The following is a 19,868-nucleotide window of genomic DNA, read 5'->3' as shown; positions in this document are numbered from 1 at the left end:
CTGTTTTAACTATGTGCGAACATTCGCGTATCAGCAAGGTTTGGCTGTGCAGCCTATGAGATAACTGCTTCATTTTACTGCGGCTTCTCAGTAACCCTTTCCTAGGTTATAGTCAGGGAGAATTTGCGGTCCAAGGAGGGCAAATGAAATACCATAAGATCCCCCATTCAAACCTTGAAGTCAGCCAGATTGGCCTGGGCACCATGACTTTTGGTGAGCAAAATACTGAAGCCGAGGCACACAGCCAACTTGATTTTGCTCTGGAGCGCGGTATCAACCTGATTGATACCGCTGAAATGTATCCGGTACCGCCGAAAGCTGACACTCAGGGGCTGACCGAAGCCTATATCGGCAGCTGGCTGAAGAAATCAGGTAAACGCGACCAAGTGATTCTGGCGACCAAAGTCGCCGGTCCCCGTAATGTCCCCCACATCCGCGACAATATGGCACTCGACTGGCGAAATATTCACGAAGCCGTTGAAAACAGCCTGGAAAGATTGCAAACAGACTATATCGATCTGTATCAGTTGCACTGGCCTCAGCGAGAAACCAATTGCTTTGGCAAGCTCAATTACCCTTATCCCGACGCCAATACCGGTGTCACGCTGACAGACTCACTTGAGGCACTGGCTGAACTGGTGCGGGCAGGCAAAATTCGCTACATCGGCTTATCTAACGAAACCCCATGGGGTGTGATGTCTTTCCTGCGCCTGGCTGAGAAGCATGACCTGCCACGGGTGGTGACCATTCAGAACCCCTATAACCTGCTCAACCGCAGCTTTGAAGTAGGTCTGGCTGAAATCAGCCATTATGAAGGGGTAAAATTACTGGCCTATTCTCCGATGGCCTTCGGCACCCTAAGCGGTAAGTACCTCAATGGCAAAAAACCCGACGGTGCCCGCTGTTCGCTGTTTGACCGCTTTGTCCGTTATTTCACGCCGCAAGGTGTGGCTGCCACGGAAGCCTATGTCAAAGTGGCAAGAAAACACGGTCTGGATCCGGCGCAAATGGCCCTGGCCTTTGTTAACCAGCAGCCGTTTAATGCCTCAACCCTGATTGGTGCAACCAGCCTGTCTCAGCTTGAGGCCAACATCGACAGCCTGTCGGTGGAACTCAGTGCAGACGTCCTGGCAGACTTAGAACAAGTTGGCATCACCTATTCGAATCCTTGCCCTTAACCCTATTTTTCCAAACTGAAAAAAAGCCCCCATCTAAATGGGGGCTATCAGTGTTCTTCAGACCTTACTCCGCAGAGTAAGGCCAGAGATTACGTCAGACTTCGCCACCTCAACGCTCGCCTCAGATGACGTGTTTTACGGCTGACTCGCAGACTGACCAGGGCTGAATCCACACGCAGGTCTTTGTCGATGCCCATATCTTTGAGAATATGTGGCGATAAATGTGGCAGATGAACCTGCATACGTCGGTGCTCGCGACGCCATGCTTCTTCTTCACGGTGTAAATCAAGACGGATAAGTAAAACAGCAAAACGTAAATAGACTGATTGGCGCATAAGTGTGCTCTCCAGGTTGATAAAATGGAGGGACGCAAATACGACCGTTTTCAGGCTGACAACATACTAGCCGCGACAGACGTATCCGCGGCCCATTTACAGAGTGTATTACTGTAAAAAGTAACTAAGATCGATGATCTCAGTGCTGATGGGAAGTGTGATCCTTAACACCAGCAGGACGCAGACATTTAGTATTGAATGTGCTCATTGTGTGTTCCTCCTGGTTATAAGATAGAATGATGTGATATGGGTGTTATTTTTGCCTGATAGTACATCAAAAACAAGAAGTTATTTTGAATTACAGAATAAAAAGGGAAATACTCCAGCGAATGCACAAGACTACAGGCCAAGCCAGATAGATTTCTTTGTTTAGCTTAAAATGTCAGCGCATTCCTCTTTTTCAGTGCAGATACCATTCAGCCGTCCAGTTTCTGTCAGGACAGTTTCATGGTTTTCATCATAGTCAGCAGCGCTTTGCCCGCCGGACCCAAAGCATGCCGGCTGCTCCATGCCAGATCTATCGGTTGCTTCCATGCCTGTGCCTCAAAGGCAGGTTCCAGTCTGACGACCTGCCCGGCCCGCACTCTGTCTCTGACCATGTCAGCGGGTAATACTGTCCAGCCGATCCCTCGCTGAACCAGTTCCAGCGCAGACAGAATGTGCTCGGTTCGCCAGATAGCATCAGAAACCCGCCATTCTTCGCTGTCCTGACCATAGCGGCCTGTCAGTAATATTTGCCGGTATTGTCTGAGATCCGGCCAATCCACCTGTTGCAGTGCTGCCAGTGGATGATTACTGGCCGCCACACACCAGACATCAATCAGTCCCAGGCCATGGACAGCGATATCAGAATGTAGGAAAGACAACTGCACCATAAGCGCCAGCTGTGCCCGGCCTTCATTGAGCAGTTTCACCACATCGCCCATGCCTACAGTCAGAATTTCTACCTCCACGAACGGAAAGCTGGATTCAAACTGCTGCAACGTGTCTGCCAGTGCCGGGATCATCGCCATTGATTCCACCACCAGGGTTAACTTGGGCTCCACCCCCTGCTGAAAACTGTCGGCAGCCACTTGCAGCTCCCCGCACTGTGCCAGCACCCGCCTGGCTTTAACCAGTAAGGCGTCACCATTAGGTGTCAGCACCGGCCATTTACCGCTGCGATCAAACAGTATCAGGTTGAAATCCGTCTCCAGATTAGCGATAGCTGTGCTGATAACCGACTGCGCTTTACCCAGCTTGCGGGCCGCGGCCGAAAACGACCCCGTTTCCGCCGCGGTGACAAATGCCCTGAGCTGTTCAAGAGAGAAGTCCAATTTAAAACCCTTAACCTATCTGTTATTACGATAGTAACTAACTTTTATCTATCTGTATTTAACTTAGTATATCCCCCGGTTACGTTTTTCACTAAGAGGTTAAGAGTATGCGTACGCATTGGGACAGAATTCGTCATGCCGTCGGTTTTGAACTGATTGCGCTGGTGCTCATCACCCTGGTGCTGAGTCAGGGATTTGGGTTCGACATGGCCAAAATTGGTCTGTTGGGCATTGTGTTCTCAGTAATTGCCACCGTCTGGAACTATGTCTATAACCTGTGGTTTGATAAAGCCATGCTGAAGTATGCTGGCCATGTGCACAAAAGCACCAAACACCGCATGGTGCATGCGCTGGGCTTTGAGCTCTGTCTGTTGTGGCTGACGCTGCCTATCATGGCCTGGTGGCTGGAGATCGGTTTATGGCAGGCGCTGGTGATGGATATTGGCCTGGTGATCTTCTATCTGATTTACGCATATGTTTATAACCTGACCTACGACAAAGTGTATCCACTGCCTGAAACACAGACGGCCTGACGTGGTTAAGAATTCTGGCTCAGATCCCGCGGTGGCGGGATCAAGTCATGTTTGTTAAGCAGCCGGTACATAGTGGCGCGGGATACGCCAAGCTCACGGGCCGCCGCTGAAATTTGTCCCCGGTTATTCTCCAGTACACTTAACAAGGCGCTGCGCTCTGATTCTTCCCGGATTTTTTTCAAACTCTGTTTATCATCGGCCTGCCTTGGCAGCTCAAGATGATCGGCCTCAATATTCTTCTGCTCTGTCAGCAGCACTGCCCGTTTTATTCGCCCGATCAGCTCCTGTACATTGCCAGGCCAGTTATAGGTGACTATGGCCTGTCTGGCATTGTCAGAAAATGCTTTCACTCCGCAGTTATACTGGCGGGCATACTTGAGTAGCAATGCATCGGCCAGCATCAGTAAATCGTCTCCGCGCTCACGCAGAGGCGGTACCGTCAGGCTAAGCACATTCAGCCGATAGAAAAGCGCTTTGCACAGCCGCCCTTCGCTGACTAAAGTATCAAGCGGATAATGTGTCGCAGCGATCAGCCTGGGCTCAGCACTGACCTCAGAGCCGTTTTCCTTGGTAAAGCGCCCGTCCTGCAGCCACTGAACCAGCTCTTGCTGGCGATCCTGAGGTAATGAGGTGACTTCATTGAGAAACAGCACACCGTCTCTGGCCGCCTCAAAACAGCACTCAGACTCAGTTCCCTTCACCGCCCAGCTCTGGCCGATACTTGAGCAATTCACGGTAACAAAACGCCCTTTGGCGCGGGTTGAAGCCTGAAAAATGGCCTCTGCAACCACTTCCTTGCCTGTACCTATCTCCCCCTGAATCAATACCGGCATGTCCGCCGCCGCCAGACGTTTCACGTGCTGCAGCAGCTTTTTCATGACAGGTGTATTGCCCTGGAGTCCCTGCTGGCCGAAGTGACCGAGCTTTGGCCAGACTTTGCGTTCCAGTGTCAGCATACCGCGCTGGTGGCCTAAAGTTTTCAGCAACTGGGATTCAGGAATCGGCGAGGTAAAATAATCGATACAAAAACTGACGATAAACTGGCAGACAGATTCGATGCTGAGCTGCTCGTCTCTGACCAGGGCCAGCCATCGTACCTGCTTGTGCCGGTTGACCAGACTGGCAATCGCCTGCAGACTGAAATCATCATGGCTCAGATCAACCACCCCCAGGCAAGGGCCGGTTTCAAGTAATAAGGTTTCTGCTGCCCGCAGATCGTGACAGTGATGACAAATCCATCCGGCCTGCTTCAACGCATTCAGCCAGGGGATAGTGTGTCCCCCGAGCAACACCAGTTCACCGTGCCAGATATCCTTGCGCGCATCCATTCCCATTCATTCACCCATTTCAGCGATAGCAGCACCATTCGGAGCCAGACTGCTACAGTGGTTCTGATCATAAAAATGCAAAACAGTATTCAACAAGTATAAGAGACAGGATCGCCAGATAACAAAAATATCACCTGTAATAACTAAAACAGGTGATATTTCCAGAAGGGCTTCAAGAGGATAAGGTTTAAAAAATGGAGATTAGGATTTTTTTGCTATACAGGCTTCGTTCGTCACGGGTTCACTGACAAAGCCGCCAGCACCTGTGTACCAAAAGCGTACCCCCAGCCCCATGGCAATGGCATCACCAAAATTATCACAGGCAACATCAACCAGAGCGGGCTTCACTTTTGACGCATCCAGCTGCCAGTTCCACCGTGTGCTGCGTAACTGGCGAATAATAGTTAACAGTGAACGCTCACTGTCAAAGTGGTACTGACGCACTTCGCCCCGATCTCCCTCTGGAGGTAAATCATTAAACTTAGTGAATTCTTGTTTCCACTCTTCAGGTAGCGAACCGACAAACTCTGTCGGCGGTTGAGTCAGTGCCATTGCTGCACAGCCGGTAAGCACCATGGCGCCAAAAGCAGGAATGATCGTTTTTTTCATTTATCAGCCTAACGTTGTTCACATCACTACAAAGCCTGAATTATGACACTTTACTCATAAAATCATCTATACCGGATAACAAAAAATGTTAAACATCGCTGAAATACGTTTTACCTTTCAGCCAGCTGCGCGACTTCGCGCTCCTGTGTCGCTTTGAAGGCATAAAAAAGCCACTTCTGCAGAAGTGGCTTAAAGGGATGCATTGTCTCAACACATCAGTTCTGCGGACGCATTGCCGGGAACAGGATCACGTCACGAATGGTATGGCTGTTGGTAAACAGCATCACCAGGCGGTCGATACCAATCCCCTGACCCGCCGTTGGTGGCAGACCATGTTCCAGCGCCGTAATGTAATCAGCGTCGTAGAACATAGCTTCATCATCACCGGCATCTTTGGCATCAACCTGGGCTTTGAAGCGCTGGTCCTGATCTTCTGCATCGTTCAGCTCCGAGAAGCCGTTGGCCACTTCACGGCCACCAATGAAGAACTCAAAACGGTCGGTAATGAACGGATTGTCATCATTACGGCGCGCCAGCGGTGAAATATCAGCAGGATATTCAGTGATGAATGTTGGCTGCAGCAGTTTAGGCTCGGCCGTTTCACCAAAGATTTCTTCCAGCAACTGACCGCAGGTCCAGAAAGGTTCAACCTCAATGTGCAGCGATTTCGCGATACCCACCATCAGATCACGATCCTGCACCTGCTCATAGGTCAGGGTCTGAATGGTGTCATGGTTCGGGTTATATTGCTTGATGGCGTCCAGCATACTCAGACGCGGATACGGACCTTTAAATTCAATCACTTCATCGCCATATGGCAGACCAGTGGAACCGCACAGGTCCTGCGCAATAGAGCTCAGCATGTCTTCGGTCAGATCCATCAGATCACGATAATCCGCATACGCCATATAGAATTCCATCATAGTGAATTCTGGGTTATGGCGCGGCGACAAACCTTCGTTACGGAAGTTACGGTTGATTTCGAATACGCGCTCAAAACCACCGACCACCAGACGCTTGAGGTACAGCTCAGGGGCAACACGCAGGTACATATCAATGTCGAGCGCGTTGTGATGGGTGATAAACGGACGCGCAGTCGCGCCACCAGGAATCACGTGCATCATAGGCGTTTCCACTTCCATGAACCCTTTCGTGGTCATGAACTGGCGAATCGCATTGACCACTTTGGAGCGCATCAGCATGGTATTGCGTGAATCTTCGTTGACGATCAGATCCACATAACGCTGGCGGTAACGCTGTTCCTGGTCAGTCAGACCATGGAATTTTTCCGGCAACGGACGCAGTGCTTTGGTCAGCAACAGGTACTCGTCAAAGTTGACGTACAGATCACCCTTGCCGGACTTATGCAAAGCCCCTTTCACACCTATGATGTCGCCAATATCCAGACCTGAATATTTTTCTTTCAGCTCTTTCTGTACGTCTTTGGACGCATAAGCCTGAATACGGCCGGAGACATCCTGGATCGCCAGGAATGGGCCACGCTTGGCCATAATACGACCGGCAATCGCAACAATGTTGTTGGCTTCTTCCAGCTCTTCTTTGGTTTTATCACCAAAAGCGGCCTGCAGATCAGCAGCCAGGCTATCGCGGCGGAAATCATTCGGGTGGCCGTTTGCTTTGCAATCCTGACGAATGTGTTCCAGTTTCGCGCGGCGCTCTGCAATCAGTTTGTTTTCGTCTTGTACTTGTTCAGTCATGGTTAACCTTAACAACAGTTCGGGGCCGGCATTAAAGACCGGACTTCAGACTAGCTTCAATGAAGCGGTCCAGGTCTCCGTCCAGCACCGCCTGGGTATTGCGGTTCTCGACACCGGTACGCAGATCTTTGATTCGGGAATCATCCAGCACATAAGAGCGGATCTGACTGCCCCAGCCAATATCAGACTTCGCATCTTCATTCGCCTGTTTTTCGGCGTTCTGCTTATGCATTTCCAGTTCAAACAACTTAGCTTTCAGCTGTTTCATCGCCTGATCTTTGTTCTTATGCTGAGATCGGTCATTCTGACACTGCACAACAGTGTTGGTAGGTACGTGGGTAATACGTACCGCAGATTCCGTGGTGTTTACGTGCTGACCGCCCGCGCCTGAGGCACGGTAAACATCAATCCGCAAATCAGACGGATTAATATCGATAGCAATATTGTCATCCACTTCCGGATACACAAAAGCCGATGCAAAAGACGTATGACGACGGCCGCCTGAGTCGAACGGCGACTTACGCACCAGACGGTGAACGCCGGTTTCAGTGCGCAGCCAGCCATAAGCGTACTCACCGCTGATTTTCACCGTGGCGGATTTCAGTCCGGCCACATCGCCTTCAGAGACTTCAATCACTTCTGTTTTGAAGCCCTTGGCTTCAGCCCAGCGCAGGTACATACGCAGCATCATAGATGTCCAGTCCTGGGCTTCTGTGCCACCAGAACCGGCCTGCAGATCGACATAGCAATCTGCGCTATCGTGATCGCCGGCAAACATACGACGGAATTCAAGCTGTTCCAGCTTGTTAACCAGCTCGTCCAGTTCAGGACCAATCTCGTCAAAGGTTTCCTGATCGCTTTCTTCGATCGCCAGCTCAAGCAGACCTTCGACGTCTTCGACGCCCTGATCCAGCTGGTCGATGGTTTCCACCACAGCTTCCAGCGCTGCGCGCTCTTTTCCTAATGCCTGAGCACGCTCTGGCTCATTCCAGACATCAGGTTGCTCTAATTCTGCATTGACTTCTTCAAGACGCTCTTTTTTAGCATCGTAGTCAAAGGTACCCCCTAAGGATGTCGGTCCGTGCAGACACATCCTCAAGACGGTTTTTAATAGGATTAACTTCGAACATTGCCACTCTTCTTAGCCTTTTCGCCGAAACGGACATAACCGGAGGATTCTAGCGAATTGCGGCAGGAATAAACAGAGGATCACAAAACTTATCCAAAATATCACTCGCAATATTGACAGCATGGATTTTCGGACAAAAGAAAAACGGTGAAGCGACAGCTTCACCGATAGACAGATTATACCGCCTCGAGGTACTCAACCATCAGCTGAACGCTACGATTACCCCGAAACTCATTAATATCCAGACGATACACCAGGTTGACCTGTTGTACCGAAGCATCCGGCCAGCGCCGGACATCAATATTGAATGCAATGGCGTCTATCATACTGCCACCAGCGACAGGTTCCAGCATCATTTTCAAGTGCTTGCTGCCGACCAGACGCTGCTGCAGCAAGCGGAAACGGCCATCAAAGCTCGGTTCCGGGAACTGCTGCCCCCAGGGACCGGCACCGCGTATCAGCTCGGCCGTGTCCATCGTCATCTCCTGCGCCGCCAGCTCACCGTCAGTCAGTAAGATGCCGCGCAGGGCAGACTCATCCAGCTCATCCCGGACAACCTGATCGAAGGCTTTGCTGAATGCTTCAAACTTATCAGCGGCGAGCGTCAATCCCGCAGCCATGGCGTGACCGCCAAATTTGAGGATCATCCCCGGGTTGCGGGTATCGATCAGATCCAGCACATCACGCATATGCAGGCCGGGTATCGACCGGCAGGACCCTTTAATTTCGCCCTCGCCCGCCGCCGCAAAGGCAATCACAGGGCGGTGGTACAACTCTTTGATCCGCGATGCCAGAATGCCGATAACTCCCTGGTGCCAGTCCGCCTGATACAGCGCCAGTCCGTAGGGCATGTCTTTTTGGCTGAATTTCAAACGCTCGCAAATCGCCAGCGCCTCTTCTTTCATGCCCTGTTCAATTTCTTTTCGCGTCTGATTAAGGCCGTCCAGCTCGACCGCCATTCGCCGCGCCGACTGAATGTCTTCGCACAACAGCAGTTCAACGCCAAAAGACATGTCATCCAGACGACCCGCCGCATTAATGCGCGGGCCCAGCGCGAAACCCAGATCGCTGGCCACCAGCCGGGACGGATCGCGATTCGCCACTTCGATCAGCGCCTGAATCCCCGGCCGGCATTGCCCGGCGCGAATGCGCTGCAGGCCCTGATGCACCAGAATCCGGTTATTGCCATCCAGTGCGACCACATCGGCCACTGTGCCCAGGGCCACCAAATCTAATAACCCGGCTAAATTGGGTTCAGGGATCCCCTGCTCGATAAACCAGTTCTGCTGACGCAGCGCCGCCCGCAGTGCCAGCATCAGATAGAAAGCCACCCCCACCCCGCACAGCGCCTTGGACGGAAAGTCACAGCTGTGCAGATTCGGATTGACGATGGCATCTGCGGCTGGCAGGACGTCACCCGGTAAGTGGTGATCTGTCACCAGCACCCGGATACCTTTTTCTTTCGCCGCCGCCACTCCAGCCACCGACGAGACGCCGTTATCCACCGTCATGATGATTTCCGCACCACGGGCTGCGGCCTGCTCGGCCACTTCCGGGCTCAGGCCATAGCCATCATCAAAACGGTTCGGCACCAGATAATCGACATTGCGGCAACCTAACTGGCGCAGCGCCAGAACAGAAAGCGCTGAGCTGGTGGCACCATCGGCATCGAAATCGCCCACCACAATAATGCGCTTGTGTTCACGCAATGCATCAATCAGCAGAGTAACGGCAGCATCAATACCATTAAGTTGGTCATAACTGTGCAGCCCCTTAGCGCCGCGCTCCAGATCTGTGTCAGAGCGCAACCCCCGGCTGGCATAAATACGCTTCAGCAGAGGGTGGATCTCAGAGGAAAAACCCGAGGTATCCGCTTCAGGGCGACGCTTGATTTCGATTTTCATTAGACTACTTAATGGCGATTGGCAGATGGGAAAAAATGAGCAGGTGTTATACCAAAAAACCGCAGCGGCGGGTACCCGAACAGGCCAATCCAGCATCGGACTCACAAGACTGACCGATCAGAAAATCACCCCGAATGCGAATAACGCAACAGCCCGCAAGGACTGCGGGCTGTTGCTCAGCAGAGGCAATAATTAACTGCGGCTGTTGAGAAATTGCAGCAGTCGGCTAGCCGGTTGATAGCCAGGCAGCATAGTCCCGTCTTCCAGCACCAGCGCAGGCGTACCTGTCACGCCCATTGCCACACCCAGCTGGTAATGCTTCATCACCAGCGAGTCATTATGCGGACTTTGCTCAATATTCAGTTTGCCTTTCTTGGCGTCATCCATGGCCTGCGCCCGGTTTTTCGATGCCCAGATAGCACTCATTTCACCGAAATTCTGCGAACGCTCACCACCGCGCGGGAAAGCCAGATAACGGATAGTGATACCTGCGTCGTTGTAGGCCTGCATTTCACTGTGCAGTTTACGGCAATAACCACAACTGGTATCAGTAAAGACAGTCACCACGTATTTTTCCTCTTTGGCCGGATAGACGATCATTTCGCTTTCCATGCCTTTGAGTTTGTCTTTGTTGATTGAGGCCATTTTCTGTTCAGTCAGATTGACAGGTTCACCGTCCACAGACTGATACAGGTGACCTGCAACAAAATACTGACCGTCATCAGACATATAAATAATACCGCGTTCGGTCACCACCTCGTTCATTCCCTTAAGCGGTGATGGCGTCACTGACGCTGCAGTCAGGCCCAGTGGATTCAACGTAGCTTCAATGGCACGGACATCAGGTTCTGCACTGGCAGAAAAAGCCGTGAACGCAGCCAGTGCAACAAGCAGGGGACGGCGGGAAAATGACATGAAAACATCCTTAACAAATCGTTGGCAATTCAGGGATAGTCCCTGTGAATACTATACAGACCCTTTGAGTATGGTCATCTTTCAAAGTTCAATCTCAAAAGGCAAGTGATTTCATAATCCGGTGACTCTGCAGGGTTATGATTGGGATCTCTGCCCCAGTAAGCACTGGCCGAAGTGTAACAAAAGGTCACTGCTGGTTTCAGGCTCGCGGATGGTGTTCCTGATGCAGCTGCTTCAGACGCTCAGTTGCCACATGAGTATAGATCTGTGTGGTAGATAAATCACTGTGACCTAACAGCATTTGCACGACTCTGAGGTCCGCGCCGTAATTGAGCAAATGGGTGGCAAACGCATGACGCATGACGTGCGGCGACAAGGTATCGGCATCAATCCCGGCCAACACCGCATAATGTTTAATACGGTGCCAGAAGGTCTGACGCGTCATCTGGCGGGCACGCTTGCTGGGAAACAGAACATCTGAACTGACTTCCCCCAACAGGTACGGTCGTCCCTGAGCCAGAAAAGTTTCAATCCATTCCATGGCTTCTTCGCCCATTGGCACCAGTCGCTCTTTATCCCCTTTACCTGTGACCCTGACCACGCCCTGGCGCAGACTGACGTTATCCATCCGCAGACTGACCAGCTCAGTGACCCGCAGGCCCGTTGCATACAGCAGCTCCAGCATGGCTTTATCGCGCAACTCGAGCGGATCATTGACATCAGGCGCGCCCAGCAAGGCACTGACCTGATCTTCGCTAATGTCCTTCGGCAACCGCTGCGGCAATCTGGGACTGTGCAAAATGGCACTGGGATCGTCTTCCCTGAGCTTTTCACGGTGAAAGTACTGAAACAGCCGCCGCAGCGCCGATGTCATTCTGGCCCGGGAACTCTGCTTGAAGTCTTGCTCAAACAGCCATTGCTGGTAATCCTGCAGATCGCCGGAGTGCAGTGACAACAGCGACTGCCGCCGTGAATCCAGCCATTGCTGCAGTTTCATTAAATCATTACGGTACGAAGACAGGGTGTTGGCCGACAGCCCACGCTCCATCCACATCGCATCTAAAAAGCGCTCGATCAGGGCAATATCGTTATTGGTTTCCACGTCGCGCCACTCCCAAAACATCTGGATATAAACACAGTATATTGCAGCATAGTACTGAATTTCGCCTGTAATGTAACTAGGTGCGCACGCTTGAGGGATGCACCCAGGCGCCTGACAGGGTAAAATCAGCGCAAATTAGTTGCCACCCCAGGAAATATCAGTATGAAAATCGGCCTGTTTTACGGCTCGACCACCTGCTATACCGAAATGGCCGCGGAGAAAATCCGCGATTGCATCGGCGGCGAGCTGGTTGAGCTGCACAACATCAAAGAAGCGGCACTCAGCGAGATGAACCAGTATGATCTGCTGATCCTGGGCATCTCAACCTGGGACTTTGGTGAACTGCAGGAAGACTGGGAAGCGGTCTGGAATCAACTGGATGGCCTGACGCTGACCGGAAAAACCGTCGCCCTGTTCGGTTTGGGCGATCAGGAAGGCTACACAGAATGGTACCTGGACGCCATGGGCATACTGCACGATCAGTTGCTGCCGACCGGTGCCCAGTTCGTTGGCTACTGGCCAAATCAAGGCTACAACTTTGAAGCCTCAAAAGCCCTGACCGAAGACAAAAGCTTGTTTGTCGGGCTGGCACTGGATGAAGACAGCCAGTACGAACTCAGTGATGAGCGCATCCAGCAATGGTGCGAGCAGGTACTGACCGAGTACGGCGATTCACTCTAGTCCGACGTTTAACGCCCGTAGCGAGACGGGCGGGTACTGACCAAACAGCTCCTGAATCATCCCATGCTTGTTGGCCTGGCAAAAAAGCCAGGCTGTAACGGGAGAGCTGCTCAGTATATTGCCTGACCCTCAGCATTAGGTAGATGTTTGTCGCTGTCCATCTCGGCCGTAAAAAAACGCCCCGGTAAAAACCGGGGCGTTTCGGTCAGACAAATTGTTATTTGCTGTTTAAACCGTTTGCGCTTTTGGCTCACGGATGTCTGCCCGGATGAAACGGGTCACAGCCAGTGCCAGCAAGGTAGGTGTTGTCCAGGCCATACCGTAATCAAACATTGGCAGGAAACTCAGAAACGACATATCCAAACCGATCACTTTGGCCGCATCAATCAGACTGAAGACCAGAGAAACCAACAGCACCACACGGTATGCCAGACGCGGATTTGGCAGCCAGCGGCGAACAAAGGTCAGGATAACCAGCGCCACCGCCACAGGGTACAGGGCAAACAGCACAGGCACCGACAGGCTGATCAACTGATTCAGGCCAACATTGGCCACCACACCGCAAATCACTGCCAGGATCACAGCCCATGTCTCATAGGACAATCGGGTCAGCGAACTGAAATAGTCAGAACAGGCACTGATCAGGCCAATCGCCGTGGTCAGACAGGCCAGCATCACAATTGCCGACAGAATGTACTGACCGACAGGACCAAACAACGCCAGCACATAGCCTGCCAGAATGGCACCACCATTGGCTGCACCTTCGGCAACCGCCGCACTGGTAGCGCCCAGATAAAACAGCGAGATATACACAAACGCCAGGCCTGCTGCGGCAATCACACCTGCCATCATCAGATATTTGCAGGTGGCTTTATCATCTTTGATACCTTTGTTGCGGATCACATCAACAATCAGCATGCCGAACATCAGCGCCGCAAAGGTATCCATGGTGTTGTAACCTTCCAGGAATCCTTTGGTGAACGCCATGTTCACATAATCACCCTGTGCAGCCTGAATCTCGCTTTGCGGGTTGAGGAATACCGCCACAGCCAAAATAGCCAGTACAGCAAAGAGCGCCGGGGTGAGCAGCTTACCGATAGAATCGATCAGCCTGCCGCGTGACCATGCAAAGAATAGCGCCAGTCCAAAAAAGACAACAGAAAAAATGGTCAGACTGGTTTGTCCCCCATCAGCCATAAAAGGTTTGACTGCCATTTCGTAGGCCACAAGACCGGTACGAGGCGCAGCAAAAGCAGGGCCGATGATGATAAAGATAAGAACGGCCATCAGCGTTGCCAGCTGAGGCGGAAGATCACGGGTCAGCCCCTTCCAGCCGCCGCCGGCAACAGCCACGGCTATAATGCCGATCAGCGGCAAGCCAACTGCCGTCGATAAGAAACCAAACATCGCTGGCAGCAGGTTATCACCTGCACTTAAACCGGCCTGTGGCGGGAAAATAATATTTCCGGCCCCCAGGAAGAACGCAAAGGTCATGAAACCTATCGCAAAAATATCTGAAACCTTGAGTGTGTTATTCAAACTGCACCTTCCCACTCGTCTATTGTTATGTTGTGTTAGCATTAATGGCTCATTACTGAGATATATCACTACATCCAGCAAAAGAGGCAGCATAATGAAGCAAAAGAATGCCAGTGACAACCTTGCAGCCAAAAACACCACTTTCTTCGGATGTATAGCCAGAAAACCAAAATAAAGCACCAATATAAAACAATAAATTAGAACTAAAAACCAAAATAAATATTGCTCACAAAACATCCAACACAGAATATAAAACCACCAGATCACCAAACTTTACAGTGTTTGACCGCAACTCAACCATTGACAGGAATAAACGCTATAATGGCGGACTGATTTTACTCGCCGCCTTTTCGGACATTCATTAGATGAATAAAGGTTTTACGTTTAAACAATTTCACGTTGACGATCACGGATGCGGCATGCCTGTCAGCACAGATGGTGTGTTGTTAGGAGCATGGGCCTGGGTGTCAAGCTGTCGTGACAGTCAGACTCAGGTCAATCGCCAGACGATACTCGACATTGGTTGCGGAAGCGGTTTGCTGTCCTTAATGGCAGCGCAGCGTACGCAATCCGGCACCGCCGATATTCTGGCGCTGGATATTGACCCGGCAGCCGTGACAGCGGCCGGCAAAAATTTCTCGGCCTCGCCCTGGTCCGTGCGGCTTCAGGCCGAGCGCCAGGATATCCGTGAATGGGTCCGCTCTCAGCCCAAAGGCCGCTTTCAGGCCATATTATGCAATCCGCCCTACTTCAATCACGGTGAACAGGCGAACTGCCAGCGCCGGGCGACCGCCCGACACACAGACACCCTCTCCCACAGCGAGCTGCTCAGCTGCCTGCAATACCTGCTGGCACCGGCAGGACAGGCCAGCCTGATTCTGCCGGTCTACGAAGGTGAAGCACTGCTGACGATGCTGGCTGACTATGGCTTGCACTGTCGTCGGCTGTGCCGGGTGAAAAGCACCGCCGCCAAACCGGTTCATCGCCTGCTGATTGCGCTTTCCCCTCAGGACGGTGACTGTGACGAAACACAGCTGACGATCAATCAGCAAGGCCAGTACTCGGCCGGGTTTACGGCCCTGACCCGTGACTTTTATCTCAAGCTCTGATCCTGTCAGCGAGCGGCAGGGATAATCCAAGTTTTTGTGCTTTAATCGGTGATACTTGCATCAAATCACACTATAATGCCGCCCCTTAACTGAATCACAGCAGCAAACTGCCCATCGACATGCGACCCATACGGGCAGCCCGCTACTTAGGAGTAAGACTGGTGAGAGATTTTTCCGAATTAGAGTTAGATGGCGCTCTGCTACAAGCGATTGAAGATATGGGATATTCCCGTCCAACCGTTGTGCAGTCTCAGGCTATCCCTCATGCCCTGGATGGCCGTGACGTACTGGCATCCGCACCAACGGGTACCGGAAAAACTGCCGCTTTTGTATTGCCTATGATTCAGCACCTGCTTGATTTTCCGCGCCGTAAACCCGGCCCGGCCCGCGTGCTGATTCTGACACCAACCCGTGAACTGGCCATTCAGGTCGCCGATCAGGCCAAAGCCCTGGCGGCCCATACTGACCTGAAAATCTTCACCATCACAGGCGGTATCTCTTACGACGAGCACGCTGAGTATCTGGGCAAAACTCAGGACATTGTGGTTGCCACACCGGGCCGTCTGATGGAATACATCGAAGGCGAGAAATTCGATTGCCGTGCCATCGAGTGCCTGATCCTGGACGAAGCTGACCGCATGCTCGACATGGGTTTTGGGGCCGTTGTGAAACGCCTGCATGAAGAATGTCGCTGGCGCCGTCAGAGCTTGTTGTTCTCCGCCACCCTGGAAGGCAAAGGGGTACGAGAGTTCTCCCAGACGATCTTAAGTGAGCCCGTCGAAGTGAACGCTGAGCCACCGCGTCGCGAACGCAAGAAGATCCATCAGGTATACCACCGCTGTGACGACATGGCGCACAAAATGGCGTTGCTGGAAAATATCCTCAGCGATCAGGCCGAGCGCAGTATTATTTTTGTCAAAACCCGCGAGCGACTGGCCGAGCTGCGCGATCAGCTGGCGTCACTGAAAATCGCTTGCGTCTGGATTCAGGGAGAAATGGCACAAGCCACCCGTAACAATGCCATTCGTCGTTTCCGTGAAGGTGAAACCAACATACTGATCGCCACCGATGTCGCAGCACGGGGTATTGACCTGCCAGACGTCAGCCATGTCATCAACTTTGACATGCCGCGTACGTCCGATGTGTATTTGCACCGTATCGGCCGTACTGCCCGTGCCGGTAAAAAAGGCACAGCCATCTCGCTGGTGGAAGCGCATGATCAAGGCATGATAGAGCGTGTCAGCCGTTATATGAAAGAAGAAATACCGGAGCGCTTTATTGAAGGCCTGCGCCCTAAACACAAAAAGCCGGCAACCGTGAAGAAGAAAAAAGTCAAAGACGGTAAGAAGAAAGACACGAAAAAGAAAGACGCCAAGAAGAAAAAATCCGTCAACAAAAAGGCGGCGGCCAAATAATCTTTGCCGTAGCTGCAGACTAAAACAGAAAAGGGCCGGATATAGTATCCGGCCCTTTTTTCAGCCAACGGTTTAACGCTGAAGCTTTATTGCTCTTCGCGTTTAAATACCAGTTCAGCGGCCGTCGATTCTTCCGGTACGAAGTAATAGCCAGCCACGTCAAATTGTTTCAGCTGTTCCACTGAAGTCAGGCGGTTATCAATGATATAACGTGCCATCATGCCACGGGCTTTCTTGGCGTAGAAACTGATCACCTTGTACTGACCATTTTTGCCGTCTTTAAACACCGGGGTAATCACTTTACCTTTAAGAGACTTCGGCTTAACGGCTTTAAAATATTCATTGGAGGCCAGGTTAATCAGGATATCATCGCCCTGCCCGGCAAGCGCGTCATTCAGTTTGTCCGTAATAATACTGCCCCAGAACTGATACAGGTTAGTGCCGCGGCCGTTGGCCAGCTTAGTGCCCATTTCAAGACGGTAAGGCTGCATCAGATCCAGCGGCCGTAACAAACCGTACAAACCGGACAGCATGCGCAGGTGCTGTTGGGCAAAGGTGAAGTCATCCTCGCTCAGGCTATCGGCTTCCAGGCCGGTATACACATCACCTTTGAAGGCCAGAATCGCCTGACGCGCGTTTTCAAGCGTAAAATCCGGGTGCCAGTCGGCAAAACGGGCCGCATTGAGTCCGGCGATTTTATCGCTCACCTTCATCAGGCTCGCAATGTCCATAGGCGTCAGCTGACGGCAAACATCAATCAGCTCCATCGAGTGATCGGTCAGCTCAGGAAAAGTATAAGTCTTTGTTGCCAGAGGAGATTCATAATCCAGGGTTTTAGCAGGGGAAACCACTATCAGCATGTTTTTATGTCCTGTAAGCGTGTCTGTCGGCAAGATTACCATTTCGGCATCAAAAAACCACGCACAACGCGCGTGGTTGTCGCTTTCTTTGCCATAGGGACAGCCTATCGATCTGAACGGCTGGTCCAGATATCTTCATCCAGCTGAGCATGCAATTCCGGGTATTGGGCGCTGTCAAACGTTGGCACCTTACCCTGAGCCAATTGCGCGTTATAGTCTTTCGCCAGTTTCACCACTGTGCCCGACAACAGCAAAATAGCGATCAGGTTGATAATGGCCATCATTCCCATAGACACATCCGCCATCGCCCATACCGTCGGTAATTCGGCCAGCGCCCCGAACATCACCATGCCCAATACCACGGCGCGAAAAATCAGCAGTCCGGCTTTGTGGTTATGCTCAAGAAAAATCAGGTTGGTTTCGGCATAAGAGTAATTGGCTACCAGCGAGGTAAAGGCAAACAGGAAGATAGCGATAGCAATGAAGATCCCTCCCCAGTCCCCCACCTGAGAAGCCAGCGCCCGCTGCGTCAGCTCTATGCCTGTGACTTCACCATGAGGTACATACTCACCAGACATCAGAATAATCGCCACAGTGGCCGAACAGATAACGATAGTATCGGTAAAGACCCCCAGCATCTGCACATAGCCTTGCGACGCCGGATGCGGCGGGTACGGCGTGGCCGAGGCGGCCGCATTCGGCGCCGAACCCATGCCCGCTTCATTGGAAAACAGCCCACGCTTCAGGCCATTGATCATGCCCTGAGCTATGGTATAACCCAGAGCGCCGGAGGCCGCTTCTTCCAGACCAAAGGCACTGCGGAAAATCAGGGCGATCACCGAAGGAACCTGTTCGATATTCATTGCCACGACCACCAGTGCCAGCAACAGATAACAAATCGCCATCACTGGTACCAGAATTTCAGCAGTGCGGGCAATGGTTCGCATGCCACCGAATATGATAAAACCGGTCAGCGCCACCAGCACCATGCCGACCACCACAGGTTGCCAGCCAAAGGCCACATTCATGGCTTTGGCAATGGAGTTAGCCTGAACCGCGTTGAATACCAGACCGAAGGCAATGATCAGAAAGATAGAGAACACCACCCCCATCCAGCGCATTCCCAGCCCTTTTTCCATGTAGTACGCCGGACCGCCCCGGTAATTGCCGTCATCATCCCGGGTCTTGTACAACTGGGCCAGCGCACTTTCCGCGAATGCTGTCGCCATCCCTAACATGGCAATCAGCCACATCCAGAAAATCGCGCCCGGCCCACCCAAGGTAAGTGCCACGGCGACCCCGGCCATGTTGCCGGTTCCGACCCGGGCAGCCAGACTGGTGCATAATGCCTGAAAAGAAGAGATACCGGCAGCATCCGACTTACGGCTGTTTTTCATCACTTTAAACATATGGACAAAATGCCGGAACTGAATAAACCCCAGCAAGTAGGTAAAATAGATCCCTACCCCGACCAGCAGGTAAATCAATACAGATCCCCACAGCAGATCATTGAGGAAATTTATCTGACTTGTCACACCAACCCCTTAGCTTGCTCAAAGGTATCTTTGCCCGGCACGCCTTTGCTGTGCCACTTCATTCAACTGTAATTCATCTGTCAGCCCAAGCTGAGATAAAGCCAGAAAAACATTTGCATTGCAGATACTGACCTGTTGGCTGATCTCAGCCCGTTTTGGTTCCCGGCTGCCGAAAACCTGAGCGATGATGCGGAGTTAGTCGCAAAAAATCAATCCACACTGAACAGAATTGAGCACTGCATTACTTTCTAACCAACTGGACAAACCATTGGGTTCAATGATTCAGTTTGAACTAATTTCACAAATAAATAACAAATGCGAAATACTTCAATTTTATTCTACGCCGTATTGTGATATTTAACTGATGATCGAGGGGCAAGATGCCCCCGCTCTGAGCAATACTCAGGATGGTAGAGAGGTGCAATATGGATGGCTTTGGATTCGACAACATGCTTGAAAGCGATTTTCCTCGTCGCAATGCACGCAGTAAACCTGTTAAGCGTAAGTGGCGGGAAATTGAAGCACTCAAAGATAAGCAAAAACTGAAAAAGGAACTTCAGGACATTGATATCTTACATGAGTTTACCGATGAGGTAGATTTGTAATCTGGGTTTTGCACTACCATTACTAGGTTAAGGCTAGTATCAAACGACCAACACCGG

General features: G+C 51.7%; 18 protein-coding genes. 6 read left to right on the top strand and 12 right to left on the bottom strand.

Annotation, left to right across the window (positions count from 1 at the left end):
• The first annotated feature begins 143 nt into the window (after window positions 1-143).
• Complete coding sequence (locus Q4491_RS03410; protein WP_192015557.1) at window positions 144-1,178, top strand: NADP(H)-dependent aldo-keto reductase; 1,035 nt, start codon at window positions 144-146, stop codon at window positions 1,176-1,178.
• A gap of 89 nt (window positions 1,179-1,267) precedes the next feature.
• On the opposite strand, the gene Q4491_RS03405 is transcribed toward Q4491_RS03410, so the two are convergent.
• On the bottom strand, window positions 1,268-1,513 hold the full coding sequence (locus Q4491_RS03405) for a hypothetical protein (RefSeq protein WP_192015556.1): 246 nt from the start codon (window positions 1,511-1,513) through the stop codon (window positions 1,268-1,270).
• A 434-nt stretch (window positions 1,514-1,947) separates the two neighbouring features.
• Complete coding sequence (locus Q4491_RS03400; RefSeq protein ID WP_303454621.1) at window positions 1,948-2,829, bottom strand: LysR family transcriptional regulator; 882 nt, start codon at window positions 2,827-2,829, stop codon at window positions 1,948-1,950.
• 107 nt (window positions 2,830-2,936) lie between these two features.
• Between Q4491_RS03400 and Q4491_RS03395 the strand changes: the two genes are divergently transcribed.
• Window positions 2,937-3,362, top strand: coding sequence for a PACE efflux transporter (locus Q4491_RS03395; RefSeq protein ID WP_303454619.1), 426 nt, complete (start codon window positions 2,937-2,939; stop codon window positions 3,360-3,362).
• A gap of 5 nt (window positions 3,363-3,367) precedes the next feature.
• On the opposite strand, the gene Q4491_RS03390 is transcribed toward Q4491_RS03395, so the two are convergent.
• From Q4491_RS03390 to xerD, 7 genes are all read right to left on the bottom strand, one after another.
• On the bottom strand, window positions 3,368-4,690 hold the full coding sequence (locus tag Q4491_RS03390; protein ID WP_192015553.1) for a sigma-54 dependent transcriptional regulator: 1,323 nt from the start codon (window positions 4,688-4,690) through the stop codon (window positions 3,368-3,370).
• A 201-nt stretch (window positions 4,691-4,891) separates the two neighbouring features.
• The gene (locus Q4491_RS03385) at window positions 4,892-5,299 is read right to left on the bottom strand and encodes a hypothetical protein (protein ID WP_218383397.1); all 408 of its coding nucleotides are present in this window, start codon (window positions 5,297-5,299) and stop codon (window positions 4,892-4,894) included.
• Window positions 5,300-5,514: 215 nt separating this feature from the next.
• Complete coding sequence (gene lysS, locus Q4491_RS03380; protein ID WP_303454614.1) at window positions 5,515-7,017, bottom strand: lysine--tRNA ligase; 1,503 nt, start codon at window positions 7,015-7,017, stop codon at window positions 5,515-5,517.
• A gap of 31 nt (window positions 7,018-7,048) precedes the next feature.
• Window positions 7,049-8,147, bottom strand: a protein-coding gene (prfB, locus tag Q4491_RS03375; protein ID WP_192015550.1) for a peptide chain release factor 2 whose coding sequence is annotated in 2 segments (ribosomal slippage) — window positions 7,049-8,071 and window positions 8,073-8,147 — 1,098 coding nt in all. Because the reading frame shifts where the segments join, the coding sequence is not laid out codon by codon here.
• A 175-nt stretch (window positions 8,148-8,322) separates the two neighbouring features.
• Window positions 8,323-10,050: a single-stranded-DNA-specific exonuclease RecJ gene (gene recJ, locus Q4491_RS03370; RefSeq protein ID WP_303454611.1), complete on the bottom strand. Its 1,728-nt coding sequence runs from the start codon at window positions 10,048-10,050 to the stop codon at window positions 8,323-8,325.
• A 192-nt stretch (window positions 10,051-10,242) separates the two neighbouring features.
• Window positions 10,243-10,965 (bottom strand): bifunctional protein-disulfide isomerase/oxidoreductase DsbC, encoded by a 723-nt coding sequence (gene dsbC, locus Q4491_RS03365; RefSeq protein WP_303454609.1) that lies wholly within the window; start codon window positions 10,963-10,965, stop codon window positions 10,243-10,245.
• A 199-nt stretch (window positions 10,966-11,164) separates the two neighbouring features.
• A complete protein-coding gene (xerD, locus tag Q4491_RS03360; RefSeq protein ID WP_192015547.1) occupies window positions 11,165-12,088 on the bottom strand; it encodes a site-specific tyrosine recombinase XerD in 924 nt (307 codons plus the stop codon).
• 141 nt (window positions 12,089-12,229) lie between these two features.
• Between xerD and fldB the strand changes: the two genes are divergently transcribed.
• Window positions 12,230-12,748, top strand: coding sequence for a flavodoxin FldB (gene fldB / locus Q4491_RS03355; protein WP_303454603.1), 519 nt, complete (start codon window positions 12,230-12,232; stop codon window positions 12,746-12,748).
• Window positions 12,749-12,976: 228 nt separating this feature from the next.
• Here the strand turns inward: fldB and brnQ are convergent, their stop codons facing one another.
• Window positions 12,977-14,287: a branched-chain amino acid transport system II carrier protein gene (brnQ, locus tag Q4491_RS03350; RefSeq protein ID WP_192015545.1), complete on the bottom strand. Its 1,311-nt coding sequence runs from the start codon at window positions 14,285-14,287 to the stop codon at window positions 12,977-12,979.
• Window positions 14,288-14,652: 365 nt separating this feature from the next.
• Between brnQ and Q4491_RS03345 the strand changes: the two genes are divergently transcribed.
• Together Q4491_RS03345 and srmB are read left to right on the top strand one after the other, a co-directional pair.
• Window positions 14,653-15,396 (top strand): tRNA1(Val) (adenine(37)-N6)-methyltransferase, encoded by a 744-nt coding sequence (locus tag Q4491_RS03345; RefSeq protein WP_237793818.1) that lies wholly within the window; start codon window positions 14,653-14,655, stop codon window positions 15,394-15,396.
• Window positions 15,397-15,557: 161 nt separating this feature from the next.
• Window positions 15,558-16,811, top strand: a complete 1,254-nt coding sequence (gene srmB / locus Q4491_RS03340) for an ATP-dependent RNA helicase SrmB (RefSeq protein WP_192015543.1) — start codon at window positions 15,558-15,560, stop codon at window positions 16,809-16,811.
• A gap of 86 nt (window positions 16,812-16,897) precedes the next feature.
• On the opposite strand, the gene yaaA is transcribed toward srmB, so the two are convergent.
• Window positions 16,898-17,671, bottom strand: coding sequence for a peroxide stress protein YaaA (gene yaaA, locus Q4491_RS03335; protein WP_303454598.1), 774 nt, complete (start codon window positions 17,669-17,671; stop codon window positions 16,898-16,900).
• Window positions 17,672-17,775: 104 nt separating this feature from the next.
• The gene (locus Q4491_RS03330; RefSeq protein ID WP_192015541.1) at window positions 17,776-19,206 is read right to left on the bottom strand and encodes a sodium:alanine symporter family protein; all 1,431 of its coding nucleotides are present in this window, start codon (window positions 19,204-19,206) and stop codon (window positions 17,776-17,778) included.
• 425 nt (window positions 19,207-19,631) lie between these two features.
• On the opposite strand from Q4491_RS03330, the gene Q4491_RS03325 reads away from it, so the two are divergent.
• Window positions 19,632-19,811, top strand: coding sequence for a DUF3545 family protein (locus Q4491_RS03325; protein ID WP_192015540.1), 180 nt, complete (start codon window positions 19,632-19,634; stop codon window positions 19,809-19,811).
• Window positions 19,812-19,868 lie beyond the last annotated feature (57 nt).

Source organism: Photobacterium sp. 2_MG-2023 (genome assembly GCF_030547675.1).
In the GTDB taxonomy this organism is placed as follows: domain Bacteria; phylum Pseudomonadota; class Gammaproteobacteria; order Enterobacterales; family Vibrionaceae; genus Photobacterium; species Photobacterium arenosum.
The sequence above is the reverse complement of the archived record's forward strand: the minus strand, read 5'-3'. Positions and strand labels throughout refer to the sequence as shown.